This window comes from Streptomyces mabaensis, assembly GCF_053763515.1.
On record NZ_JBSOPZ010000043.1, the window covers coordinates 1 to 23,607 of the forward strand.

General features: G+C 70.4%; 21 protein-coding genes. 10 read left to right on the forward strand and 11 right to left on the reverse strand.

Features of this window, described 5'->3' with window-relative positions:
- Positions 1–139: 139 nt before the first annotated feature.
- Both greA and ACWV17_RS29380 read right to left on the reverse strand, forming a co-directional pair.
- Entirely contained in the window at positions 140–637 is a 498-nt protein-coding gene (greA, locus tag ACWV17_RS29375) for a transcription elongation factor GreA (protein ID WP_455362045.1), read from the reverse strand.
- 142 nt (positions 638–779) lie between these two features.
- The gene (locus tag ACWV17_RS29380; protein ID WP_455362046.1) at positions 780–1,193 is read right to left on the reverse strand and encodes a DUF4307 domain-containing protein; all 414 of its coding nucleotides are present in this window, start codon (positions 1,191–1,193) and stop codon (positions 780–782) included.
- A 131-nt stretch (positions 1,194–1,324) separates the two neighbouring features.
- Between ACWV17_RS29380 and mca the strand changes: the two genes are divergently transcribed.
- The gene (gene mca / locus ACWV17_RS29385; RefSeq protein WP_455362047.1) at positions 1,325–2,200 is read left to right on the forward strand and encodes a mycothiol conjugate amidase Mca; all 876 of its coding nucleotides are present in this window, start codon (positions 1,325–1,327) and stop codon (positions 2,198–2,200) included.
- Positions 2,193–2,447 (forward strand): hypothetical protein, encoded by a 255-nt coding sequence (locus ACWV17_RS29390; protein WP_455362048.1) that lies wholly within the window; start codon positions 2,193–2,195, stop codon positions 2,445–2,447. The genes mca and ACWV17_RS29390 overlap by 8 nt, the downstream gene beginning before the upstream one ends.
- Positions 2,448–3,034: 587 nt before the next feature.
- Here ACWV17_RS29390 and ACWV17_RS29395 read toward each other — a convergent pair.
- From ACWV17_RS29395 to ACWV17_RS29405, 3 genes are all read right to left on the reverse strand, one after another.
- Positions 3,035–6,268: a tetratricopeptide repeat protein gene (locus ACWV17_RS29395; protein WP_455362049.1), complete on the reverse strand. Its 3,234-nt coding sequence runs from the start codon at positions 6,266–6,268 to the stop codon at positions 3,035–3,037.
- Positions 6,269–6,410: 142 nt separating this feature from the next.
- Positions 6,411–6,836, reverse strand: coding sequence for a DNA-binding protein (locus tag ACWV17_RS29400; RefSeq protein ID WP_455362050.1), 426 nt, complete (start codon positions 6,834–6,836; stop codon positions 6,411–6,413).
- Positions 6,833–7,063, reverse strand: coding sequence for a hypothetical protein (locus ACWV17_RS29405; RefSeq protein ID WP_455352804.1), 231 nt, complete (start codon positions 7,061–7,063; stop codon positions 6,833–6,835). The genes ACWV17_RS29400 and ACWV17_RS29405 overlap by 4 nt, the downstream gene beginning before the upstream one ends.
- 121 nt (positions 7,064–7,184) lie before the next feature.
- Here ACWV17_RS29405 and ACWV17_RS29410 point away from each other — a divergent pair, with 121 nt between their 5' ends.
- The 5 genes from ACWV17_RS29410 (at position 7,185) to ACWV17_RS29430 (ending at position 16,057) form a co-directional block, all read left to right on the forward strand.
- Positions 7,185–9,224 (forward strand): thioredoxin domain-containing protein, encoded by a 2,040-nt coding sequence (locus tag ACWV17_RS29410; protein ID WP_455362051.1) that lies wholly within the window; start codon positions 7,185–7,187, stop codon positions 9,222–9,224.
- 284 nt (positions 9,225–9,508) lie between these two features.
- Complete coding sequence (locus tag ACWV17_RS29415; RefSeq protein ID WP_455352802.1) at positions 9,509–10,771, forward strand: glycosyltransferase; 1,263 nt, start codon at positions 9,509–9,511, stop codon at positions 10,769–10,771.
- A complete protein-coding gene (locus tag ACWV17_RS29420; RefSeq protein WP_455362052.1) occupies positions 10,768–12,417 on the forward strand; it encodes an ArnT family glycosyltransferase in 1,650 nt (549 codons plus the stop codon). Before ACWV17_RS29415 ends, ACWV17_RS29420 begins: the two co-directional genes overlap by 4 nt.
- A gap of 2 nt (positions 12,418–12,419) precedes the next feature.
- Complete coding sequence (locus ACWV17_RS29425; protein ID WP_455362087.1) at positions 12,420–13,622, forward strand: glycosyltransferase; 1,203 nt, start codon at positions 12,420–12,422, stop codon at positions 13,620–13,622.
- 65 nt (positions 13,623–13,687) lie between these two features.
- A complete protein-coding gene (locus ACWV17_RS29430) occupies positions 13,688–16,057 on the forward strand; it encodes a galactose oxidase-like domain-containing protein (protein WP_455362088.1) in 2,370 nt (789 codons plus the stop codon).
- 38 nt (positions 16,058–16,095) lie between these two features.
- Here the strand turns inward: ACWV17_RS29430 and ACWV17_RS29435 are convergent, their stop codons facing one another.
- Together ACWV17_RS29435 and trhA are read right to left on the reverse strand one after the other, a co-directional pair.
- Entirely contained in the window at positions 16,096–16,746 is a 651-nt protein-coding gene (locus ACWV17_RS29435) for a TetR/AcrR family transcriptional regulator (protein ID WP_455362053.1), read from the reverse strand.
- Between the two features lie 17 nt (positions 16,747–16,763).
- Entirely contained in the window at positions 16,764–17,474 is a 711-nt protein-coding gene (trhA, locus tag ACWV17_RS29440; RefSeq protein ID WP_455362054.1) for a PAQR family membrane homeostasis protein TrhA, read from the reverse strand.
- Positions 17,475–17,682: 208 nt separating this feature from the next.
- On the opposite strand from trhA, the gene ACWV17_RS29445 reads away from it, so the two are divergent.
- Positions 17,683–19,503: a phosphoenolpyruvate carboxykinase (GTP) gene (locus ACWV17_RS29445; RefSeq protein ID WP_455362055.1), complete on the forward strand. Its 1,821-nt coding sequence runs from the start codon at positions 17,683–17,685 to the stop codon at positions 19,501–19,503.
- A gap of 146 nt (positions 19,504–19,649) precedes the next feature.
- On the opposite strand, the gene ACWV17_RS29450 is transcribed toward ACWV17_RS29445, so the two are convergent.
- A complete protein-coding gene (locus ACWV17_RS29450; RefSeq protein ID WP_455352796.1) occupies positions 19,650–20,033 on the reverse strand; it encodes an SCO4983 family protein in 384 nt (127 codons plus the stop codon).
- 82 nt (positions 20,034–20,115) lie between these two features.
- Positions 20,116–21,327 carry a pyridoxal phosphate-dependent aminotransferase gene (locus tag ACWV17_RS29455; RefSeq protein ID WP_455352795.1) on the reverse strand — a complete coding sequence of 404 codons (1,212 nt, stop codon included), beginning with the start codon at positions 21,325–21,327 and terminating at the stop codon, positions 20,116–20,118.
- Positions 21,328–21,593: 266 nt separating this feature from the next.
- On the opposite strand from ACWV17_RS29455, the gene ACWV17_RS29460 reads away from it, so the two are divergent.
- Positions 21,594–22,025 carry a pyridoxamine 5'-phosphate oxidase family protein gene (locus tag ACWV17_RS29460; RefSeq protein ID WP_455362056.1) on the forward strand — a complete coding sequence of 144 codons (432 nt, stop codon included), beginning with the start codon at positions 21,594–21,596 and terminating at the stop codon, positions 22,023–22,025.
- Positions 22,026–22,046: 21 nt separating this feature from the next.
- Here the strand turns inward: ACWV17_RS29460 and ACWV17_RS29465 are convergent, their stop codons facing one another.
- Both ACWV17_RS29465 and ACWV17_RS29470 read right to left on the reverse strand, forming a co-directional pair.
- Positions 22,047–22,310, reverse strand: coding sequence for a DUF397 domain-containing protein (locus tag ACWV17_RS29465; RefSeq protein ID WP_455362057.1), 264 nt, complete (start codon positions 22,308–22,310; stop codon positions 22,047–22,049).
- Positions 22,307–23,101 (reverse strand): helix-turn-helix domain-containing protein, encoded by a 795-nt coding sequence (locus ACWV17_RS29470; protein ID WP_455362058.1) that lies wholly within the window; start codon positions 23,099–23,101, stop codon positions 22,307–22,309. Before ACWV17_RS29470 ends, ACWV17_RS29465 begins: the two co-directional genes overlap by 4 nt.
- Positions 23,102–23,193: 92 nt before the next feature.
- Between ACWV17_RS29470 and ACWV17_RS29475 the strand changes: the two genes are divergently transcribed.
- A complete protein-coding gene (locus ACWV17_RS29475) occupies positions 23,194–23,601 on the forward strand; it encodes an ATP-binding protein (protein WP_455362059.1) in 408 nt (135 codons plus the stop codon).
- Positions 23,602–23,607 lie beyond the last annotated feature (6 nt).

A 23,607-nucleotide genomic window follows, 5' to 3' on the forward strand; every position in this document is an offset into this window, starting at 1 on the left:
CGGGTTCTTCCGAACGCTGGCGGTCCGCAAGTACAGATCGGCGACCGCCCGACCGCAAGGGCGTACGTACCCGCAAAGGAGCCCCCGGCCACACATGTGCGGCCGGGGGCTCCTGCGTGTTCGTGCGTACGGTGGTGCGTCAGCCGGAGTAGGGCTTGGCCTCGAGGATCTTCACCGAGGCCTTCTTGCCGTTCGGCAGCTCGTACTCCGCGTCCTCGCCGATCTTCTTGCCGTTCACACCGGTCCCCAGCGGGGACTGCGGCGAGTACGTCTCGATGCCCGAGGACGCGTACTCGCGCGAGGCCAGCAGGAACGTCATCGTGTCGTCCTCGTCGCCGTCGAAGGCGATCGTGACCACCGTGCCGGGCGCCACCACTCCGGCGGTCGCGGGGGCCTCGCCGACCTTCGCGTGCTCGAGCAGCTGGGTCAGCTGGCGCACCCGGAGCTCCTGCTTGCCCTGCTCCTCCTTGGCCGCGTGGTAACCGCCGTTCTCCCGCAGGTCACCCTCCTCACGGGCCGCCGCGATCTTGGCTGCGATCTCCGTGCGTGCGGGACCCGACAGGTACTCCAGCTCGGCCTTGAGCTGGTCGTACGCCTCCTGGGTCAGCCAGGTGACGCTCTCGGTCGTCTGGGTCACAGGTGCTCCTCGTCGGTACTGGGATACAAAGCATCGCCCTACCCAAAGGATGTGCCTTCATGGGAGGGCGAAACCACGAGCCTAACAATTCAGGCGGAAAAGGGGGAGGACGCCGGGCGCCCGAAGTGTGCCGCCGGGTGGGTCAGCGGCCGGTGCCGGACTGGCATCCGACCAGTTCCACCATGGTCGCGCGGCCTGTCGTACGCAGCTTGACGATCTCGTCGACTCGGTCGGCGCGCTGGTCGAACCGCACATCCTTGCGGCCCACTTCGGCATGCTGCTCGTCCTGCGAGCTGAGCGTGCAGACGCCGCTCGCGTCGGTGTCCTTGCGGACCTCGAGATGCACCTGCACCTCTGTGTCCGACACCACCTTGAACTTGATCAGCTCGGCGCTGATGTCCTTGGCGACGACGTGGCTGTAACCGAACCAGCCGAGCAGCGCGATCAGGCCGGTCCCCAGGACCGCGCCCACGATCTTGAGCTGGCGGTCGGCGCGCGCGTCCGCGGAACGGCCGTACCGGCCCTCGGGCACCTGCTGCTCGCGAACCATGCTCATGATCATCCTTCCGGTCGGGGGCTGGGGTCTGAGGCTGGGTCTGAACCCAGGTCTGGACTCAGGAATTTTCCGCCCACCGATTCGGTCACTATAGAAGCCGCCCATCGCGACGAATCACTGAGGATCGAGTCTTGACTGAGCAGCTTCGACTGATGGCCGTTCACGCCCACCCCGACGACGAGTCGAGCAAGGGCGCGGCCACCATGGCCAAGTACGTGTCCGAGGGGGTGGACGTGCTGGTCGCGACCTGCACCGGCGGTGAGCGCGGCTCCATCCTCAACCCCAAGCTCCAGGGCGACATCTACATCGAGGAGAACATCCACGAGGTCCGGGCCCGCGAGATGGACCAGGCCCGCGAGATCCTCGGCGTCAAGCAGGAGTGGCTCGGCTTCGTCGACTCCGGCCTTCCCGAGGGCGACCCGCTGCCGCCGCTGCCGCAGGGCTGCTTCGCGCTCCAGGACGTGGAGGCGGCCGCCGAGCCGCTGGTGAAGCTGATCCGCGAGTTCCGGCCGCAGGTCATCACGACGTACGACGAGAACGGCGGCTACCCGCACCCCGACCACATCATGACCCACAAGATCTCGATGGTGGCCTTCGACGCCGCGGGCGACGCGACGAAGTACCCCGGGGCCGGCCCGGCGTGGCAGCCGCAGAAGCTGTACTACAACCAGGGCTTCAACCGGCCGCGTACGGTCGCCCTGCACGAGGCGCTGCTCTCGCGCGGCATGGACTCCCCGTACGGGGAGTGGCTGGAGCGCTGGAAGGAGTTCCAGCGCGCGGAGCGGACCCTGACCACGTACGTGCCGTGCGGGGAGTTCTTCGAGATCCGCGACAAGGCGCTGCTCGCGCACGCGACGCAGATCGACCCCGACGGGGGCTGGTTCCGGGTGCCGCTGGACCTCCAGAAGGAGGTCTGGCCGACCGAGGAGTACGAGCTCGTCAAGTCGCTCGTGGACACTTCCCTCCCCGAGGACGACCTGTTCGCGGGCATCCGGGACAATGCCTGACATGAGCGCTACTCACGCTACGCACGCACTGACCCAGCTCGTCCCGCTCGCCGCGGACTTCGACAAGAACAAGGTCACCCCGGGTGTCCTCGGCTTCCTCGTCTTCGCAGCGCTGGCGGTTGGCGTGTGGCTGCTGATGAAGTCGATGAACCGGCACATGGGCCGGGTCAACTTCGAGGAAGCGCCGGACGCGGCGGAGCCGCGGGAGTCGGCGGCGTCGGCCCCGGCCAAGCCAGAGCGGGGCTGACCCGGGGGCGGGCCGCCGCTGCGCGGGCCTCTCCCCGCCCCGCCCCTTCCCGAAACCGGGGGCAAGCCCCCGGCCCCCCGAGGCACGGCTGCGCTGGCGCGCCGACCGCCGCGGACGCTGCGTGCCGGACAGGCCCGGTCCCCGGGGCCGGCGACCGCGCCCCCTGAACCGGAGGCAAGCCCCCGGCCCCCGAAGCGGCCCCGCATGTGCGCCGGGCCGCCGCGGCCCCGGGGCCGGTGATGCCGATCATGCCCCGAAACCGGGGCAAGCCCCCGCCCCCCAAGGCACGGCTGCGCATCCGCGCCGACCGCCAGCGGCCCCAGGGGCGGTCGCTGCCAGCCGCGCCCCTGAACCGGGGGCAAGCCCCCGGCCCCTGAAGCGCGGCTGCGCCCCGCGGCCCCGGGGCCGCGGCGGCCGACCGCGTTCCGAAACCGCGGGCAAGCCCCCCTCGCCCCCCCGAAGCGCGGCCCCGCATGCGCGGCGGACCGCCGTGGGGACGCTGCGTGCCGGCCGGCGCCAGCGGTCCCCGGGGCCCGGGGGCCGAAACCGGGGCAAGCCTTCCGGCCCGGTCCCCGCGCCGCGCGCCGTTACGCCGCCGGGACTCGGACTCCCATGACCTCCCGTGCGTGGCGGTTCGGGATCATGGACAGGTGCCAGGCCTGCCAGCCTTCCTCCAGCTTCACGCCACGCTCCAGGATCAGCGCGTACGCCTCCGCGCAGTCCTCCAGCTTGCCGTCCCGCGCCGGGTGCGGGGTGCGCAGGAGCTGGGCCAGTTCCTCCTGCGCCACCGCGACGCCGACCTCCGAGCCGCCCGCCGAGGCGTACGGCAGCAGCGTGCAGCGCAGGAAGCGGGCCCAGTCGCCGCCGCGGTGGTCGCCGTACGACGCGAACAGCCGCGCCGCTTCGTCGCACAGCTCCAGCGCCTGCGGGGCGCGGTGGTTTCCCGCGTCGATCACCGCCAGCTCCAGGCAGGTCCACGCCTCCCCGTGCGCCACCCCGATCCGCTGGAAGTCCTGGCGGGCGTCGACCAGGAGCTGCCGGGCGAAACCCGAGTTCCGCAGGTTCCCCGTCTGCGCCGCCCGCTGGTCACGGGTCACCCGGCCCGAGTGGTGCCGCGCGCACGCCAGCCCGTACACGTCCCGCATCCGGGAGAACATCGTCCGCGACCGCTCCAGCTCCCGCACCGCCTGATCCGTCTCCCCGCGCTCCTCCAGCGCCTGCCCCAGGTAGTACAGCGTCCACGCCTCCCCGCGCGCGTCCTCCGCCTCCCGGTGCCGGGACAGCGCCTGCCGCAGCTGGTCCACCGCCGGCGCCGGGTCGCCGTCCACCAGCCGGGCCCGCGCCAGCTGCGTCAGCGCCCACGCCTCGCCACGGCCGTCGCGCGTACGGCCGTACAGATCGAGCGCCTCGCGCAGCTCCGACTCCGCCCGCGGTACGTCACCCACCCGCAGATACAGCTGCCCCAGCTGGAAGTGCGCCCACCCCTGCCCGTGCAGACTCTCGCTGTCCCGGTGCAGCGTCAGCGCCGTCGTCAGCAGCGTCAGCGCCTCCGCCAGCTGCGCCCGGTCCCGCTCCACCGCCGCCAGCGCGTGCAGCGTCCACGCCCGGTCCGCCGCCAGCTCGTCGCCGGACTGCAGCCGCAGCGCCTCCCGCAGCTTGGCCGACGCCTCCGTGAGGTTGCCCTGATGGTGCAGCGTGATCCCGAGTGAACACAGCGCCCGCGCCGCGCCCGCCTCGTGGTGGGCCTCGAAGTAGAGGTCCACCACCGACGACAGCGTGGTACGCGCCTTGTCCAGCTCACCCAGCTGCCGGGCCGCGATGCCCGTACGCCACTGCACCGACCGCACCAGCAGCCCCTGGTCCACCGCCTGCGTCAGCTCACTGATCTCGCCCAGCCGGTACAGATCACCGCGCAGCAGGCAGTAGTCACACAGCGCGCCCAGCAGATCCAGGACCGCCCGCTGGTCCACCCCCTCCGCGTGCCGCAGCGCCGCCGTGATGAAGCTCGACTCGTCGTCCAGCCAGCGCAGGGCCGCGTCCAGCGACGTGAACCCATGCCCGCCGAACTGATCCGCACGCGTCGACGTCTTGCCGTCCACCAGCCGGATCACCGAGTCCGCCAGCTCCGCGTAGCTGCGGATCAGCCGCTCCTGCGCGGCCGACCGCTCGGCCGGGTCCTCCTCGTCGACCAGCCGCGCGTGCGCGAACGCCCGTACCGCGTCGTGCAGCCGGTAGCGGCTGCCCCGCACCCGGTCCAGCAGCCCCGCACCCGCCAGCGCCGACAGCTGCCGCTCCGCCTCCTGCTCGTCCGTGGCGAGCAGCGCCGCCGCCGCGGCCGTACCCAGACTCGCCCGCCCGGCCAGCGCGAGCCGCCGCACCAGCCGGCGCGCCTGCTCCGGCTGGTCCGTGTAACGCAGCCACAGGGCCCGCTCCACCGGCTCCACCGGCCCGTACGCACCGAGGTCCGTCGCCAGCGCCCGCGGCGTACGCGGCCCCAGCGACGACCCCGCGATCCGCAGCGCGAGCGGCAGCCCGCCGCACAACTCCCGTACCAGCGAAGCCGCCTCCCCGTCGTACGGGGCATCCGCGTACGCGGCGTCCTCCGCCACCGCCCGCAGCAGCTCCTCCGCGCCGGCCTCGTCGATCGCCTCCACCGGCAGCTGGTACACCCACGCCGGCAGGTCCGCCGGCAGCTCCAGCGGCTCCCGCGCGGTCACCAGCACCAGGCTCTCCGAACGCTCCGGCACCAGCGTCCGCACCTGCGCCGCGTCCCGCACGTCGTCCAGCACCACCGCCACCGGCAGGCCGGTCAGCTGCTGGTGGTACAACTCGCCCAGCCGGCGGACCTGCTGCTCCGCCGAGGACCGCTCCCGGAACAGCAACTGCTCACGCGGCGCGCCCAGCCGGTTCAGCAGATGCAGCAGGGCGTCCCGCGTCGGCAGCGGCGCCTCGTCCCGGCTGTCGCCGCGCATGTCGACCAGACACGCCCCCCGGAACTGGTCCTTCAGGTGGTGCGCCGCCCGTACCGCGAGCGTCGTCCGCCCCACCCCCGGCGCACCGTGCAGCACCACGACCACCGGCTTTGTCTCGGTGCTCGCCCGTGCCGCCTGCACCCACTGCACGATCCGCGCCATCTCCTGGCGCCGGCCCGTGAACGGCCCGGCCGGCTCCGGCAGATGCCCGAACGACTGCTCCAGCACACTGCGCCGCCGGGCCGCCGCGCTCCGGTCGGTGCCGCGCAGCGACGGCCCGGCCACGGCCTTCTGCTGCGCCGCCCGCCCGCCGCCGGTACGGGTCGCCGCGGCCACCATCCGCTGCTGGTCCAGGAACGGGCGGATGCCCCGTACCTCCAGCGCCGTCAGCCACTGCAGCCGCAGCTGTTCGGCCCCGCCCGGCTGGGCCAGCGCGCCGGCCCGGCGATGGGCGGCCGGCCAGTGCGAGGCGGTCGCCTTCAGTACGGTCGTCGCCGCCCCGGCGACGGCCACCACGGCCCCGGCCCCGAGCGCCGGCCCGGCCCCGGTACCGAGCGCCAGGTCCGCCCCGACGGCGGCGGCCGCCGCAACCGCCGTGACCAGCACGGGTGTTCCCAGCGACTCCCGGCTGAGCCGCTCGCCGAGCGGCTGCTGCCCGGCGGCCGCCTCGTCGAGCGCGTGCAGGTACGCGGTGTACTCCTCGGCCGCCGCGGCGGCCATGGCGTCCAGCCCTTCCCGGCCCCGCGCGAGCAGCACGGCCCGGTCGGCCCGCCCGCCGGTCCGCCGCACCTCTTCCTCCACGGCCCGTGCCAACAGCCTCTCGGCTTCCGCCCGATGGCCGTCCCGCATGTGGATCCCCCTCCGAGAGCTTCGGTTCGACGACCAGTGTCGTGCGTGGGGCGCGCGAGCGCGAGGGAGTCAGGAGATCACGTGACAGGTCGTGAGGCTCAGGGCTCCAGAAGCCGTGTACGCAACTGTGCCGCCGGGGGGTTCAGACCTTGGTGACCTTGATCCCGGTGTCAGCCAGGAGCTTGTCCATGTCGTCCTTGTCCGACGTGAGGACGCGATGTGCGCGGATACGAATCGCCATCGCCGCTATGGCGGCGTCGATCGCGTACTTTTGGCCGTGCAGGTTTTCGCCCAGCAGCTCGACGCCCTTGAACCCGTCTTCGGGGAGGACCGCCTGCACATAAACTCCGGACAGGTAGTGTCGGAGCGCGGGGACGCTCGTCTTCCCGTTGGTGGCTTCCAGGATCGTCAGTGCCGACACGGCGAATGCCCGCCCTTCGTCTTTGAGGCTCTGGAGATAGGCGGCGAAGGTGCGGTCTTTGGACAAGGCGAGGGACACGGCCTGACAGTCGAGCACCACCGCACCCGGTGGGACGGTGGCGCCGGTCCTGCCCTTGTTGCGGCTCACGCGCTCTCATACCTCGCTCGGGCTGCCGCCTTCTCCTCGTCAGTGATGGGTCCGCCTTCGGCCTCCACCTCGGCGATCAACGCGCCGAAGGGGTCCGGCGCGGGACGGCGGCGGGTGAGGCGGTAGGCGAAGGGTCCCTTCTTCCCCCGTCGCTTTATGAGGGAGACGACGACGTCATAGGCGGCGGGAGGTCCGGCGTGGGCGTGGTGCGCGTGCTGGCTGCTCATGGCGGGTTCTCCTTTGATCCTCTCCGAGGTTAGCGGGGATGCGGTGCGGCCGTGTGTGTACGTCACACCGTGGCCCCGAGGGACGGGTCGTGGGGCCGGTGCCGTGAGGCAGGATGGGAGTATGCCGAATCGCCTGGCTCACGAGACGTCTCCATACCTGCTCCAGCATGCCGACAACCCGGTCGACTGGTGGCCTTGGTCGCCCGAGGCCTTCGAGGAGGCGCGGCGGCGAGGGGTTCCGATTCTGCTCAGTGTTGGGTACAGCAGTTGCCATTGGTGCCATGTCTTGAGCGCCGAAAGTTTCGAAGATGAACAAACCGCGGCCTTCATGAACGAGCACTTCGTCAACGTCAAGGTCGACCGCGAGGAGCGGCCCGACGTCGATGCTGTGTACATGGAGGCCGTGCAGGCCGCCACCGGGCAGGGTGGGTGGCCCATGACCGTTTTTCTGACGGCCGACGCCGAGCCGTTCTACTTCGGTACCTACTTCCCGCCCGAGCCCCGCCACGGCATGCCCTCCTTCCCGCAGATCCTGGAGGGCATCCGGGCCGCCTGGGCCGACCGGCGCGACGAGGTCGGCGAGGTCGCCGGGAAGATCGTGCGGGATCTGGCCGGGCGGACGCTGTCGTACGGCGGGGCCGGGGTGCCCGGTGAGGAGGAGCTGGCGCAGGCGCTGCTCGGGCTGACCCGGGAGTACGACGCCAACCATGCCGGTTTCGGCGGCGCGCCCAAGTTCCCGCCGTCGATGACCGTCGAGTTCCTGCTGCGGCACCACGCGCGCACCGGCGCCGAGGGCGCGTTGCAGATGGCGGCCGACACCTGCGAGGCGATGGCGCGCGGCGGGATCTACGACCAGCTCGGCGGCGGGTTCGCGCGGTACTCGGTGGACCGGAAGTGGGTCGTGCCGCACTTCGAGAAGATGCTGTATGACAATGCGCTGCTCTGCCGGGTCTATGCGCACCTGTGGCGGGCCACCGGTTCGGATCTGGCCCGGCGCGTGGCGCTGGAGACCGCCGACTTCATGGTGCGGGAGCTGCGCACGCGCGAGGGCGGGTACGCCTCGGCGCTGGACGCCGATAGTGACGACGGTAGCGGCAAGCATGTCGAGGGCGCGTTCTACGCGTGGACGCCGGCCCAGCTGGGCGAGGTGCTGGGGGAGGAGGACGCCGCGTTCGCCGCGCGGTACTTCGGGGTGACCGAGGAGGGCACCTTCGAGGAGGGGGCCTCCGTGCTTCAGCTGCCGCAGGGCGACGGTGTCGTGGACGCGGCCAGGGTCGCGTCGGTACGGGAGCGGCTGCTGGCCGCCCGTGAGGAGCGGCCGCGCCCGGGCCGGGACGACAAGATCGTGGCCGCCTGGAACGGGCTGGCGATCGCCGCGCTCGCCGAGACGGGGGCGTACTTCGGCCGGCCGGACCTGGTGGAGCGGGCGACCGAGGCCGCCGATCTGCTGGTGCGGGTGCACATGGACAGCAGGGCCCGGCTGGCCCGGACCTCCAAGGACGGTCACGTCGGCGCGAACGCCGGCGTGCTGGAGGACTACGCGAACGTCGCCGAGGGGTTCCTCGCGCTGGCCGCGGTCTCCGGCGAGGGCGTGTGGCTGGAGTTCGCCGGGTTCCTGACGGACATCGTGCTGGACCAGTTCACCGGGGACGGCGGGGTCCTGTTCGACACCGCGCACGATGCCGAGCAGCTCATCCGCCGGCCGCAGGACCCGACCGACAGTGCCACGCCGTCGGGGTGGACGGCGGCGGCGGGCGCGCTGCTGTCGTACGCCGCGCACACCGGTTCGGAGGCGCATCGCACCGCCGCCGAGCGGGCGTTGGGTGTGGTGAAGGCGCTGGGGCCGCGTGCGCCGAGGTTCATCGGCTGGGGGCTGGCGGTCGCCGAGGCGCTGCTCGACGGGCCGCGCGAGGTGGCCGTGGTGGGTGCGCCCGACGACGTACGGACGCGGGAACTGCACCGGACGGCGCTGCTGGGGACGGCGCCGGGCGCGGTGGTCGCCATGGGGGAGCCGGGGAGCGACGAGATGCCGCTGCTGGCAGACCGGCCGCTGGCCGAGGGGCGGCCCGCGGCGTTCGTCTGCCGGCATTTCGTGTGTGCCGCGCCGACGTCGGACCACGACGCTCTGGCGGGGCAGTTGGGGGCGCGTTCGGGCGCGTGAGCCGGCGGGTGTGGTGCGCGGGCGTGTGCGGGGGCACCGTACACGCCGTCAACGTTTCTTGATCGCACGCCAGTTCAGAAACACGCTTTTTATCTGTTCAGTGTCTGAGTTTCACCTTCTCCCCCTATTCTCTCCACGAGAGACTCGGACGCGCGTACTGGGGAGTGCGCGGAGGGGGAAGACAGGGGCAGCGCCGGACAGGGGGTCCGGCCGCGATCCGCCCCTTGGGGGATTTACGCGATGTTGCGGCGCGAGGCGCCTCAGCAGGTCCAAGGGGGGGCCTTTTGTTCACTTCTGTGTTTATTGCTGCCGTTTCGCTGGCGCTGTTCTGGATGGCGGCATTCACGCTCTGGTGGCAGATGCATGCCTGGCGCACGCCCGAGACGCTCGCCAGCACCAGCTTCGCCCGCCCGCACGGCGGCACCGGACTCTCCTTCTCCCTGCTGCTGCCGGCCCGGCACGAGCAGGCGGTGCTCCAGCACACGATCGAGCGCCTGCTGGAGTCCACCCACAGCAACTTCGAGATCATCGTGATCGTCGGGCACGACGATCCGGAGACCGCCGCCGTCGCCGAGCGCGCCGCGGCCGGCGACCCGCTCCGGGTGCGGGTCATCACCGACACCCACGAGGTCAAGAACAAGCCCAAGGCCCTCAACACCGCGCTCCCGCACTGCCGCGGCGACATCGTGGGCGTCTTCGACGCCGAGGACCAGGTCCACCCCGAACTGCTCGCGCATGTGGACCACGCCTTCACTTCCACCGGCGCCGATGTCGTCCAGGGCGGCGTCCAGCTGATCAACTTCCACTCCAGCTGGTACAGCCTGCGCAACTGCCTGGAGTACTTCTTCTGGTTCCGCTCCCGCCTCCACCTGCACGCGCAGAAAGGCTTCATCCCGCTCGGCGGCAACACCGTCTTCGTCCGTACGGACGTGCTGCGCGAGGCGGACGGCTGGGACCCCAACTGCCTCGCCGAGGACTGCGACCTGGGCGTGCGGCTGTCGAGCGTCGGCAAGAAGGTCGTCGTCGCGTACGACAGCGACATGGTCACCCGCGAGGAGACCCCCGGCAGCCTGGTGAGCCTGCTCAAGCAGCGCACCCGCTGGAACCAGGGCTTCCTCCAGGTCTACCGGAAGAAGGACTGGAAGCAACTCCCGGGCCTCGGCCAGCGGTTGCTGGCCCGCTACACCCTGATGACGCCGTTTCTCCAGGCGTTCTCCGGTGTGATCATCCCGCTCAACGCGGGTATCGCGCTCTTCCTCGACGTCCCCGTCGGCATCGCCATCGTGACCTTCCTGCCCCTGGTCACGGCCATGGTCACGTTCGTCTTCGAGATCGTCGGACTGCACGACTTCGGCAAGCAGTACGGCCTCCGCGTCCGCTTCGTCCACTACCTCAAGCTCATCATCGGCGGCCCCTTCTACCAGATCCTCCTGGCCGGCGCCGCGATGCGCGCCGTCTGGCGGGAGCAGCGGGGCCGCAACGAGTGGGAGCTGACCAGCCACGTCGGCGCGCACCTCACCGAGACCCGAGAGGACGTCCACCGGTGACCGCAACTCTGCCCACGGCCACTGACACCGACATCGCCACCCTCCCCGCACAGCGGCCGGCCGCGGAGGCGGTGACCCCCGGATACCTCCGGCCCGTCGTACGCTTCCGCAGCTCGAAGCCCGACCTGCTGCTCTGCTTCGGTCTGCTGGCCGTGATCATGCTCGTCCAGGGCTGGAACATCACCCACTTCCCGACGCTCAGCGACGACGAGGGCACCTACCTCGCACAGGCCTGGGCCGTGCAGCAGGGCGACGGCCTCGCCCACTACACGTACTGGTACGACCACCCGCCGCTCGGCTGGATCCAGATAGCCGGCCTCACCTGGATCCCGTCACTGATCGCGCCCGAGTCGATGACCGTGGCCACCATGCGCTTCGCGATGCTGCTGGTCAGCGCCGCGTGCGCGGTGATGCTGTACGTCCTGGCGCGCCGGCTGTTCCTGCCGCGCTGGGCGGCCGCGCTGGCGATGGTGCTGTTCGGGCTGTCGCCGCTCTCGGTCGTCCTCCAGCGCGAGATCTTCCTCGACAACATCGCGGTCATGTGGATGCTGCTGGCGTTCTGCCTGGCCGCGTCCCCCAACCGTCACCTGTGGCACCACTTCGGTGCCGGGCTCGCCGCCGCGGTCGGCGTGCTCACCAAGGAGACGATGCTGGTGGTGCTGCCCGCGCTGCTGGTGACGATGTGGCGGCACAGCCACAAGGACACCCGCAAGTTCGCGGTGACCGGCGCGATCACCGCCTGCGCCCTGATCGGCCTGTCGTACCCGCTGTTCGCGCTGCTGAACAACGAGCTGTTCCCGGGGCCCGGCCATGTGTCGCTGATCGACGGCATCACGTACCAGATGGGCCGCGAGGGCTCGGGCTCCATCTTCGACTCCGGCTCCGGCTCGCACGGCGTCTTCCAGTCCTGGCTGTACTACGACCGGGTGCTGCCGCTCGGCGGACTGGCCGGCGCGACCCTGCTGCTGCTCACCACCCGCTGGTCGGTCACCGCGCGGGCGCTCGCCGGGCCCGCGCTGGTGGTGGCCATCCTCGCCGTCGTCGCGATGCGCCCGTCCGGCTACCTGCCCGCGATGTACGTCATCCAGGCGCTGCCGTTCCTGGCGCTGGTGCTGGCCGGCGGCGCGGCGAGCGTGGCCCACGCGGTACTGCGCAGGCGGCGGCGCGAGAACGAGCGGAAGGCGACGGTGTACGGGCGCTGGGCGGTGGCCGTCGTACTGGCGGCTTCCGCGGCCGTGTACGTCGTACCGCGCTGGTACGAGGGCAACCAGGCGGCGCTGACCGAGGACGCCAACGGCCCCTACCGGGAGGCAGCCGCCTGGCTCGGCACGGAGGTTCCGAAGCCGGCGGACGCCCGGGTGCTGGTGGACGACGCGCTCTGGCTCGACCTGGTGCACCACGGGTACGAGCCGGGGCTCGGCGCGATCTGGTTCTACAAGGCCGACCTCGACCCCGCGGTGACGAAGACGATGCCGAACGGCTGGCAGGACATCGATTTCGTGGTCTCGTCCCCGACCGTTCGCCGGGACGCCGTCGATCTGCCCAACGTCAAGGCCGCACTGGAGCATTCGACGCCGGTCGCCGTCTTCGGCGAGGGCGAGGACCGGATCGAGATCCGGAAGATCACGGGAGCTGATGACCAGTGAGCGTGTATCCGACAGGATCGACAGGCGCCGAGGAGCTGGGTGATCCGGAACTCCGGGCCGCCGAGGTGGCCGAGCCCGGTGCCGTCACCATCATCATCCCGACCTTCAACGAGTCTGCCAACGTACGGGAGTTGCTGAGCCGGCTCACCGAGTCGGTGCCCTCCCGGCTGCCCTGCGAGGTCGTCTTCGTCGACGACTCCACCGACGACACCCCGGAGGTGATCGGCAAGGCGGCGCCGGACTGCCCCTTTCCGGTCTCGGTCATCCACCGCGACAGCCCGGTCGGCGGCCTCGGCGGCGCGGTCGTCGAGGGCATCCGGGCGGCCGGCTCGGACTGGATCGTCGTCATGGACGCCGATCTCCAGCACCCGCCCGCCCTCGTACCCGACCTGGTCGCGGCCGGCGAGCGGTCGGACGCCGAACTCGTCGTCGCCAGCCGCTACATCCGTGGCGGCAGCCGGGCCGGACTGGCCGGCGGCTACCGTATCGCCGTCTCGCGCGGCGCCACCTGGCTGGCCAAGGCGCTCTTCCCGCGCCGGCTGCACGGCATCAGCGACCCGATGAGCGGTTTCTTCGCGATCCGGCGGTCCGCGGTGACCGCGGACGCGCTGCGCCCGCTGGGCTACAAGATCCTGCTGGAACTCGCGGTGCGCTGCCGGCCGGAGAAGGTCGCCGAGGTGCCGTTCGTCTTCCAGGACCGGTTCGCCGGCGAGTCCAAGTCGACGGCGAAGGAGGGCCTGCGCTTCCTGGGGCACCTGTCCGCGCTGCGTACGGCCTCGCCACTCGCCCGGATGCTGGCCTTCGGGCTGATCGGGCTCACCGGGTTCGTACCGAACCTGGTCGCTCTCTCCCTCCTCGTCTCCGCCGGAATGCACTACCTGCCGGCGGAGATCGTGGCCAACCAGTTCGGCGTCGTGTGGAACTTCCTCCTCATCGAGGTGCTGCTGTTCCGCGACCGCCGTGCGCACCGGCACTGGGCGGACCGGGTGGGCCGGTTCGCGCTGCTGGCCAACGCCGATCTGCTGCTGCGGATCCCGTTGATCGCCCTGTTCGTGGGCCAGTTCCACTTGGCGGTTCTGCCCGCCACCACGCTCGCGCTGCTGACCACCTTCGTGCTGCGGTTCGCGGCCACCGAAGCCCTGGTCTATCTGCCGCGCAAGAGCAGCCGCAGTAGCAGAGGGAGCCGCACAGAAAGGACCGCGTAATGCCACCATCCACGATCCCGAAGGGCCGCAGGCGCCGCAGACAGGCGATGCTGGCCGTCGGCGCCATGACGGCGGGGCTGCTGATCTCCGTACCGCAGCAGGCCTCGGCCGGGCCGCCCAACCTGATCTCCAATCCGGGCTTCGAGACGGCGGGCACCGGTGACATGCCGGCCTGCTGGTCGAAGTCCGGCTGGGGGAACAACGACTTCACCTTCGCCACCGTCGCCGACGCGCACTCCGGCACCAAGGCGATGAAGGTGACACTGACCCGGCGGGTGGACGGTGACCGCAAGGCGCTGATCACCGAGAACACGGCATGCGCGCCCAAGGTGACGCCGGACCGCCAGTACGACCTGTCGCTCTGGTACAAGAGCGACACCCCCGACACCTCGGTCACCCTCTTCCGGCGCGACACCACGGCCGGCTGGCAGTACTGGACCGACCTGAAGACCCTCCCGGTCAGCCCGGCCTACCAGCGGACCGAGGTCCGTACGCCCGTAGTGCCGCCCGGCACCGAGCAGATCGCGTGGGGCGTGTCGGTGTACGGCACGGGCAGTGTCACCACCGACGACTACGTGATGGAGGAAGTCACCCCGCCGGCGCCCGAGCCGACGTGCACGGCGACGCCCGTGGAGTGTGAGAAGGGCCGCTGGGACGTCCTGCCGGTGAAGAACCCGGTGCGGTCCATGCACTCGGTGGTGCTGCACAACGGCAAGGTGCTGCTGATCGCGGGCTCCGGCAACGACCCGACGATGTTCGCGGCCGGCACGTTCACCTCCGCGGTGTACGACCCGGCGAACGGCAGCTTCAAGACCATCCCCACGCCCGTCGACATGTTCTGCGCCGGCCATGTGCAGCTCGCGGACGGCCGGGTGCTGGTGATGAGCGGCAACAAGGGCTACCCGTCCGCCGACGGCAAGATCGGCTACCAGGGGCTGAAGGACTCGTACACCTTCGACCCGGCGACCGAGACGTACACGAAGACGAACGACATGAACGGCGGGCACTGGTACCCGTCGGCGACGATCCTCGGCAACGGCGACGTCATCTCCTTCGGCGGTCTGAAGGAGGACTCCACCGGCAATGTGACGGCGGAGAAGTTCTCCGCGGCGCAGAACAAGTGGCTGCCGCTGAACGAGGTCAAGCAGACCTGGTCCTTCTGGGGCCTGTACCCGTCGATGATCCTGATGCAGGACGGCCGGCTCTTCTACTCCGGCAGCCACACCTTCGGCAACGGCACGCCGGGGACGGGCGCCTCCATCTACGACTACGACGCCAACACCATCACCGACGTGCCCGGTCTGCAGAGCAAGGACCAGCGCGACGAGTCGGCGAGCGTGCTGCTGCCCCCGGCCCAGGACCAGCGGGTCCTGACCGTCGGCGGCGGCAACAACGAGACCAACCCGGTCGCGAACCGGTACACGGACATCATCGACCTCAAGGAGCCCAACCCGGTCTACACGCCGGGGCCGCTGATCCCGCAGGGCCAGGTCGACCAGGGCCTGGGCAAGCGTCCGCAGACGGGCGCCGAGGGCAAGATGTACGTCTCCGCGGTCCTGCTGCCGGACGGCAAGGTGTTGGAGACCGGCGGTGGTATGCACGACCGGGCCGACCCGGTGTACGAGGCGTCGTTCTTCGACCCGGCGACGAACACCTACCAGGCGGGCCTGGCCACGGACCCGATCCCGCGGACGTACCACTCGTCGGCGTTCCTGCTGCCGGACGGCCGCGTGATGGCGGTCGGTGACAACCCCGGCAACGGCACCTTCAACCACAACGTGTCGGTCTACACGCCGCCGTACCTGCTCAAGGGCGCGCGCCCGCAGATCACGTCGGTCATCGACACGCAGTGGACGTACGGCGACACCCAGCGGATCACGGTCGACCGGCCCATCGCCAAGGCGGAGCTGATCCGTCCGGCCGCGGTGACCCACTCCTCCGACCCCAACCAGCGGTTCGTGGACCTGCCGCTGACGGTCGACGGGAACAACATCGACCTCAATGTCACCAGCAACCCGAACCTGGCTCCGCCCGGCTGGTACATGCTCTACGCGGTCGACGCCAACGGCATCCCGTCGGTGGCGAAGTGGGTGCACCTCGGCGGCCCGGCGGCGCTGGCCGCGGACGCCCCGTCGGCGCACGTCCACGCGTTCGCCGACGATCCGGAGCTGGCGCCGAAGAAGCGGCTGAAGAAGCGCGGTTCGGCTCCGGTCGCGCCGACGATCGCGGGCTGCGACCGGCACTACGGCACGGCCAACGTCTGTGTCCCGACCGTCTTCCCGAAGTCGGTCAAGGCGACGACGAAGGCCCGCTGCGACTGGCTCGCGACCCACGACTACGGCCGGCTGAAGGTCAACGGCAAGGACGACCCGCTGCGGCTGGACCCGGACCGGGACGGGCGTACCTGCGGGAAGGGGGACCTGCGCAGGCGGTGACCCGCTGAGGTGACGTACGGGTGGAGGGCGGCCGGTGCTCAGAGCGCCAGGCCGCCCTTCATCGTGTCCAGGGCCCGGTCGACCAGCGTCGGCAGGTCGTCCCGGAAGCCGCGCTCGCCCCAGTAGACCGTCACCTCGCGCAGCGCGCCCAGCACCGCGGCGGTGAAGACCCGCAGCTCCAGGTCGTCGGGGGCGCGCCCGGTGCGGTCGGCGAGCGCGCGGGTCAGCAGGACCGCTGTCGTGGACATCGTGTCGGTCATCCGGGCCCGGACGGCGGGCACCTCCACCAGCAGCCTGGTGCGCCGGATCATCTCCTCGCGCCCGTCGCGTTCGTCGAGCGCGGTCCGGAGCACCTCGGCGATGACGAACCGCAGCGACTCCAGGGGCGGCTCACCGGCCGGGCGGCCGCGCAGTACCGCTTCCAGCACCGGGTCGTAGGCGTCGGTGAGGACGATGTCCTCCTTGGTGGGGAAGTACCGGAAGACGGTGGAGGGGGAGACCTCGGCCGCCTCCGCGATCTGCTCGACGGTGGTCGCGTCGTACCCGTGCTCGGCGATCAGCGCGTACGTGGCCCGCCGGATCGCGGTCCGGGTCCTGAGCTTCTTTCGCTCGCGCAGCCCGGGCCTGGGGGAGTCGTCGGCGAGACCGGCGAGTCCGTCGAGGCCTGCGGGGGTACGTGGGGGCGCCATGGGCTCATTGTCGCGGCTCACGCGTGCTGGTAGGCCACCAGTGAGATGCCGACGTAGTGCACGACGAAGGCGGCGAGGGTCAGCGAGTGGAACACCTCGTGGAAGCCGAACCACCGCGGCGAGGGGTTGGGTCGCTTGATCCCGTAGATCACGCCGCCGGCGCTGTAGAGCAGCCCGCCGACGATCACGCAGACGAGTACGGCGATCCCGCCCGTGCGCATGAAGTCGGGCAGGAAGAAGACGGCGGCCCAGCCCATCGCGATGTAACAGGGGGTGTAGAGCCAGCGCGGGGCGCCGACCCAGAAGACCCGGAAGGCGATCCCCGCCAGCGCCGCCGCCCAGACCGCCCACAGCAGCGTGCGTCCCGTGGATTCGGGCAGGAGCAGCATGGTCAGCGGGGTGTAGGTGCCCGCGATGATCAGGAAGATGTTGGCGTGGTCGAGTCTGCGCAGGATCGCTTCGCCGCGCGGGCCCCAGGTGCCGCGGTGGTAGAGGGCGCTCACGCCGAAGAGCAGGCACGCGGTCAGGATGTAGATCCCGCACGCGACCCGGGCGCGCGTGGAGTCGGTGAGCGCGAGCAGCACCACCCCCGCGACCAGGACGGCCGGGAACATGCCGGCGTGCAGCCAGCCGCGCAGCTTCGGTTTGACCAGAGCGGGCAGGGGAATCTCCACCGGACCCCCCGGCCCGCGATCCCCGGAGGAATCGTCGGATGCGGCTGAATTCATGGGCCCATGCTACCTACGCGACCGTAGGTTACGCACGGGTACTCGGTTGTCGAGTGGCAATGCTCACGTGAGAGGTCCTCTGGACATATGGGCGAAGTGCACCGATGATCAGATGAGTGCGGTCGGCACCGGATGAGCGGGCTACGAAGTATCCGGGTCGCAGCCCCCAAGGGGCATACATACAAAAACCCCTCATCAAGGAGCAATCGTGGCGCGCGACATCGCGGCTCCCACCCTTCCCACCAACCACCAGGAGCTGATCTCCTGGGTTGACGAGATCGCTGCCCTCACCGAGCCCGACCAGGTGGTCTGGTGCAACGGTTCCGAGGCCGAGTACGAGCGCCTGTGCGACGAGCTCGTCGCCAAGGGCACCTTCAAGAAGCTCGACCCGATCAAGCGCCCGAACTCGTACTACGCCGCCTCCGACCCGACCGACGTCGCGCGCGTCGAGGACCGGACCTTCATCTGCTCCGAGAAGGAGGAGGACGCGGGCCCGACCAACCACTGGAAGGCCCCGGCGGAGATGAAGGACATCTTCGCGGGTGAGAAGGGCATCTTCCGCGGCTCGATGAAGGGCCGGACGATGTACGTCGTGCCCTTCTGCATGGGCCCGGTCGGCTCGCCGCTCTCCGCCATAGGCGTCGAGATCACCGACTCCGCCTACGTGGCCGTCGCCATGCGCACCATGACCCGCATGGGACAGCAGGTCCTCGACGAACTCGGCTCCGACGGCTTCTTCGTCAAGGCCGTCCACACGCTCGGCGCGCCGCTCGCCGAGGGTGAGGCGGACGTGTCGTGGCCCTGCAACTCCACCAAGTACATCTCGCACTTCCCCGAGGCGCGCGAGATCTGGTCGTACGGCTCCGGCTACGGCGGTAACGCCCTGCTCGGCAAGAAGTGCTACGCCCTGCGCATCGCGTCCGTCATGGCGCGCGACGAGGGCTGGCTGGCCGAGCACATGCTGATCCTCAAGCTCACCCCGCCGCAGGGTGAGTCGAAGTACGTCGCCGCCGCCTTCCCGTCGGCCTGTGGCAAGACGAACCTCGCCATGCTGGAGCCCACGATCTCCGGCTGGACGGTCGAGACCATCGGCGACGACATCGCCTGGATGCGGTTCGGCGAGGACGGCCGCCTCTACGCGATCAACCCCGAGGCCGGCTTCTTCGGCGTCGCGCCCGGCACCGGTGAGCACACCAACGCCAACGCCATGAAGACCATGTGGGGCAACTCGGTCTTCACCAACGTCGCGCTCACCGACGACAACGACGTGTGGTGGGAGGGCATGACCGAGGAGCTGCCCGCGCACCTGATCGACTGGAAGGGCAACGACTGGACGCCGGAGTCCGGCACCCCGGCCGCCCACCCCAACGCCCGCTTCACCGTGCCGGCCGGCCAGTGCCCGATCATCGCCCCCGAGTGGGAGGACCCGAAGGGTGTGCCGATCTCGGCGATCCTCTTCGGCGGCCGCCGCGCCACCGCCGTACCGCTGGTGACCGAGTCCTTCGACTGGCAGCACGGTGTCTTCCTCGGCGCGAACGTCGCGTCCGAGAAGACCGCCGCCGCCGAGGGCAAGGTCGGCGAGCTGCGCCGCGACCCGTTCGCCATGCTGCCGTTCTGCGGCTACAACATGGGCGACTACATGGGCCACTGGGTCAAGGTCGGCGCGAACGCCGATGCCGCGAAGCTCCCGAAGATCTACTACGTGAACTGGTTCCGCAAGAACGACGCGGGCAAGTTCGTGTGGCCCGGCTTCGGCGAGAACAGCCGCGTCCTGAAGTGGATCGTCGAGCGCCTGGAGGGCAAGGCCGAGGGCGTCGAGACCCCCATAGGCATCCTGCCGACCAAGGAGTCCCTGGACACCGACGGCCTCGACCTCTCCGAGGCCGAGCTCGACTTCCTGCTCACGGTCGACAAGGAGGTCTGGCGCGAGGAGGCGGCGCTGGTCCCCGAGCACCTCAACACCTTCGGTGACCACACCCCGAAGGAGCTGTGGGACGAGTACCGCGCCCTGGTGAAGCGCCTGGGCTAGTCGCTCTTGCGCGGCTGTTGACCTGACGGCGGGCTTCCTTCTGGGGAGGCCCGCCGTCGGCGCGTCCGCACACAGCACTCGGCCATGCGCGCCGCAGGCGAGTGGCACCCGGTCCGCGCGCCTCCGCGGCACGCGGACCGGGGCCGTCAGTGGGCGCCGGCCAGTTCCAGCGCGGCGGCGTGTACGTCCATCCGCTCGGCCGCGAGGATCGCGGCGGCGGTGTCCGCACGGGACGCGGCGACGACCAGCGCGCGGCCCGCGATGTCGTGGGCGCGGCGGTGCAGGGCGTCGGTGCCGGCGGAGGTGAGGCCCGCGTGCCGGGCGGGCGGGGCGCCCCGGAGCCGGGCCACCTGCCGGGCGATGTGTTCGGCGGCGTCGTCGAGACCCAGCTCGTCGGTGACGGCGAGGAGCGCGGCCAGATGGCCCGCGAGCTGGATGTCCAGCTCCTCCTCGCGGCTGCGGTGCGGATAGTCGGCGGCCGCGGCACGGTCCATGCGGTGGACCGACTTGGTGCGGATCGGCTCGTACATGGGGATGGCCTCCTGCGCGGGTCGTCAGGAGACCATCCTAGCTTGGATCGAGTCTAAAGTTGAGTCGGGTCGGACTGTCGGACTATGGCTGGCTGTAACCGTCCAGGAAGTTCCCGATCCGGGTCACCGCGTCCGCGAGGTCCTCGGTGTTCGGCAGGGTGACGATCCGGAAGTGGTCCGGCTCCGGCCAGTTGAAGCCCGTACCGTGCACGACCATGATCTTCTCGGCGCGGAGGAGGTCCAGGACCATGGCCCGGTCGTCCTTGATCTTGTAGACCGTCGGGTCGAGCCGCGGGAAGAGGTACAGCGCGCCCTTCGGCTTCACGCACGTCACCCCTGGGATCTGGGTGAGCAGCTCGTACGCGGTGTTCCGCTGCTCCAGGATCCGTCCGCCCGGCAGTACCAGGTCCTCGATCGACTGGCGCCCGCCGAGCGCCGTGGCCACCGCGTGCTGCGAGGGCATGTTGGCGCAGAGCCGCATATTGGCCAGGATCGTCAGACCCTCGATGTACGACGAGGCGTGCGCCTTCGGGCCGCAGACCGCCAGCCAGCCACTGCGGTAGCCGGCCACCCGGTAGTTCTTGGACAGCCCGTTGAACGTCAGCGTCAGCAGGTCCGGCGCGATGGCGGCGGTCGGGGTGTGCGTGGTGCCGTCGTAGAGGATCTTGTCGTAGATCTCGTCGGAGCAGACGACCAGGTTGTGCCGGCGCGCGATCTCCGTCAGGGAGCGCAGCATCTCGTCGTCGTACACCGCACCCGTCGGGTTGTTCGGGTTGATGATGACGATCGCCTTGGTGCGGTCGGTGATCTTCCGCTCGATGTCGGCGAGGTCGGGCATCCAGTCGGACTGCTCGTCGCAGCGGTAGTGCACGGCCGTACCGCCGGCGAGCGAGACCGACGCGGTCCACAGCGGATAGTCCGGGGCCGGTACGAGCACCTCGTCGCCGTCGTCCAGCAGCGCCTGCATCGACATCTGGATCAGCTCGGAGACACCGTTGCCGAGGTAGATGTCCTCGACGTCCAGCTCGATGCCCTTGGTCTGGTAGTGCTGCATGACCGCGCGCCGCGCGGACAGCAGCCCCTTCGCGTCGCCGTACCCGTGCGCGCTGCCGAGGTTGCGCAGCATGTCCTCGAGGATCTCGGGAGGGCACTCGAAACCGAAGGCGGCCGGGTTGCCGGTGTTGAGCTTGAGGATGCGGTGACCTGCTGCCTCGAGCCGCATCGCCTCCTCGAGCACAGGGCCCCGGATCTCGTAACAGACGTTGGCGAGCTTCGTTGACTGGATCACCTGCATGCGGGGAGCTTACGGGGCCGCCGGGGCGCTCGCCTCACGATTTGTGCCACAAGCTCGCGACAAGAATGTCCCGATTGGTGCATCGCTCGGCGGGAGCGGCCCGAGCCCTTCGAAAGCGCCACCGTAACGCGACCGCAACCTACGGATTCCGTTGCCGAACGCTGTTGGCGGCGGATCGGTGTTGTCCACATCACCCCCGGGGGGAATCGTGGACGCGTCGAAGGAGTTGAAAGGGCACAGACAGTCCGATCGCGAAGGAGAGTCCCGTGGCCCTTTCCCGTGAAGAACGTGAGCAGTTCCTCGCCGAGCCGCACATTGCCGCGCTCGCGGTCGACGCGGGCAAGGGGGACGAGCGAGCGCCCCTCACGGTGCCGATCTGGTACCAGTACGCACCGGGCGGCGACATCTGGATCATGACCGGACGCGACTCCCGCAAGGCCGGGATGATCGAGGCGGCGGGCAGGTTCAGTCTGATGGTGGACCGGCACGAGCCCACCATCCGCTATGTGTCGGTGGAGGGGCCGGTCGTGTCGTCGCGAGCCGCCACGAGGGAGGAGCTGGTGGAGCTCTCCGCGCGTTACCTGCCGCCGGAGAAGGTCGAAGGCTATGTCGACTTCGCCTGGGAGAACCACGGCGAGCAGCTGGTGATCCATATGCGACCGCAGCGCTGGGTGAGCTCGGACCTCGGACAGGTCTGAGCGACCACCCCTGCCTCTGCCTCAGAAGGGGCGCTCGGGTTCCGAGTACCGGATCTCGGTCAGGAACGCGGTCCAGGCGGCGGCGCGAACAGCGAACTGCGGGCCGCGCTCACCGAGCTTCGAGTCACGGACGTGGATGGTGTGAGGGCAGGCGGCGACCTCGACGCAGGCGCTGCCCTCGCTGTCACTGTGCGTGGACTTCCGCCAGTCCAGGGCGACTTCGATGCAGTTGGAGCCCTCGCTGTCGCTGTAGCTGGACTTGAACCACCTGAGTCGTTCGCTCATAGCTCTTCCGCCACCTTCCCGATGAACTCCGCCGATTCCGCGATGCTGAGGGCGTTCATGCGGATCATGCCATGTGCCTGCGTCAGGGCACTGACCTTGCCGGGTTCGGCGTAGAGCGCACTCGTCTTCTGGCCTTCGGCCCAGGCCCATTGTTCGTGGTCGGGGGTCTCCAGCAGGACCAACGGGCCGTTGAGTGCCACGCCGCTGCACCGGCCCATGGGCAGCACCTGGATCGAGACGTTGCGCAGCTCGCCCACCTCCACCAGGTGCCGTAGCTGCCTCCGCATGACGTCCCGTCCGCCGACCATCGTGCGCAGCGTGGCCTCGTACACCACGAACCCGTAGACCGTGCTCCTCCTGCGGGTCAGCGCGTCCTGTCTCCGCAGCCGTGCGCCCACCCGTTCCTCCACCGTTTCGTCGTCCAGTGGCGGGCAACTCTCGCTGATCAACGCCCGTGCGTAGTCCTCGGTCTGGAGCAATCCGGGGATCAGTAGTGGCTCGTACGAATGCAGAGAGATCGCTTCCGCCTCCGCCGCCATGAACTCCTGCGAACGCGCCGGGAACGGCTCCGGTTTCAGGAACTCCTGGGCCGCGACGAGCTTCCCCGTCGCCCCGCACATCTGGTCCGCGATCTGGAGCAGCCGGACCGTCGGGCGTCTGCGGCCCTGTTCCATCGACTTGACCGTCTCGTACTCGTAGCCCGCCTCCCGGCCCAGCTCCTCGCGGCTGACCCCCGCCTGCGTGCGCCACAGCTTGACCTGGTTGCCGCAGTACCGCCACGTCTCCGTCACGGCCACCTCCCCTGGTACCCGCCGGGTACAAGCACCGTGCGTACCCACGTCGTTACTCCAGAGGCTATGCCCGCACCAGCACCGTATGAGCCATGAACGAGCACATGGACCAGCCCATCGAGTGGCGGCTCCCGCGTACGCCCCGCAGTGTCGGCCGCGCACGGGCGTTTCTCGCCGGGCAGGCGCGCGAGTGGAAGGTTCCTGACGACGTGTCCGACACGGCCGTCCTGCTGCTGAGCGAGCTGGTGAGCAACGCCTGCCGGCACGCCCGCGTCCCGCCCGGCCGCGAGGTGTGGGTGCGGTGCGTCCTGCGCGAGGGCGCCCTGCGCGTCGAGGTGTCCGACGCCAACGGCACGCTTCCGCAGCTGCGTCACGCGGGGCCGGACGACGAGTCGGGGCGCGGCCTGGCGCTAGTGGCCGCGCTCGCCGCCGCGTGGGGCGCGTTTCCGCGCGCGTGCGGGATCGGCAAGACGGTCTGGTTCGAGGTGCAGGGGCTGTGACCCCGG

Bases quoted from the DNA above. Each gene is read 5' to 3' on its own strand.
- ACWV17_RS29380 (WP_455362046.1), bottom strand. From the start codon at position 1,193: ATGAGCATGGTTCGCGAGCAGCAGGTGCCCGAGGGCCGGTACGGCCGT.
- ACWV17_RS29390 (WP_455362048.1), top strand. From the start codon at position 2,193: ATGCCTGACATGAGCGCTACTCACGCTACGCACGCACTGACCCAGCTC.
- ACWV17_RS29395 (WP_455362049.1), bottom strand. From the start codon at position 6,268: ATGCGGGACGGCCATCGGGCGGAAGCCGAGAGGCTGTTGGCACGGGCC.
- ACWV17_RS29405 (WP_455352804.1), bottom strand. From the start codon at position 7,063: ATGAGCAGCCAGCACGCGCACCACGCCCACGCCGGACCTCCCGCCGCC.
- ACWV17_RS29410 (WP_455362051.1), top strand. From the start codon at position 7,185: ATGCCGAATCGCCTGGCTCACGAGACGTCTCCATACCTGCTCCAGCAT.
- ACWV17_RS29430 (WP_455362088.1), top strand. From the start codon at position 13,688: ATGACGGCGGGGCTGCTGATCTCCGTACCGCAGCAGGCCTCGGCCGGG.
- ACWV17_RS29435 (WP_455362053.1), bottom strand. From the start codon at position 16,746: ATGGCGCCCCCACGTACCCCCGCAGGCCTCGACGGACTCGCCGGTCTC.
- trhA (WP_455362054.1), bottom strand. From the start codon at position 17,474: ATGAATTCAGCCGCATCCGACGATTCCTCCGGGGATCGCGGGCCGGGG.
- ACWV17_RS29450 (WP_455352796.1), bottom strand. From the start codon at position 20,033: ATGTACGAGCCGATCCGCACCAAGTCGGTCCACCGCATGGACCGTGCC.
- ACWV17_RS29455 (WP_455352795.1), bottom strand. From the start codon at position 21,327: ATGCAGGTGATCCAGTCAACGAAGCTCGCCAACGTCTGTTACGAGATC.
- ACWV17_RS29465 (WP_455362057.1), bottom strand. From the start codon at position 22,310: ATGAGCGAACGACTCAGGTGGTTCAAGTCCAGCTACAGCGACAGCGAG.
- ACWV17_RS29475 (WP_455362059.1), top strand. From the start codon at position 23,194: ATGAACGAGCACATGGACCAGCCCATCGAGTGGCGGCTCCCGCGTACG.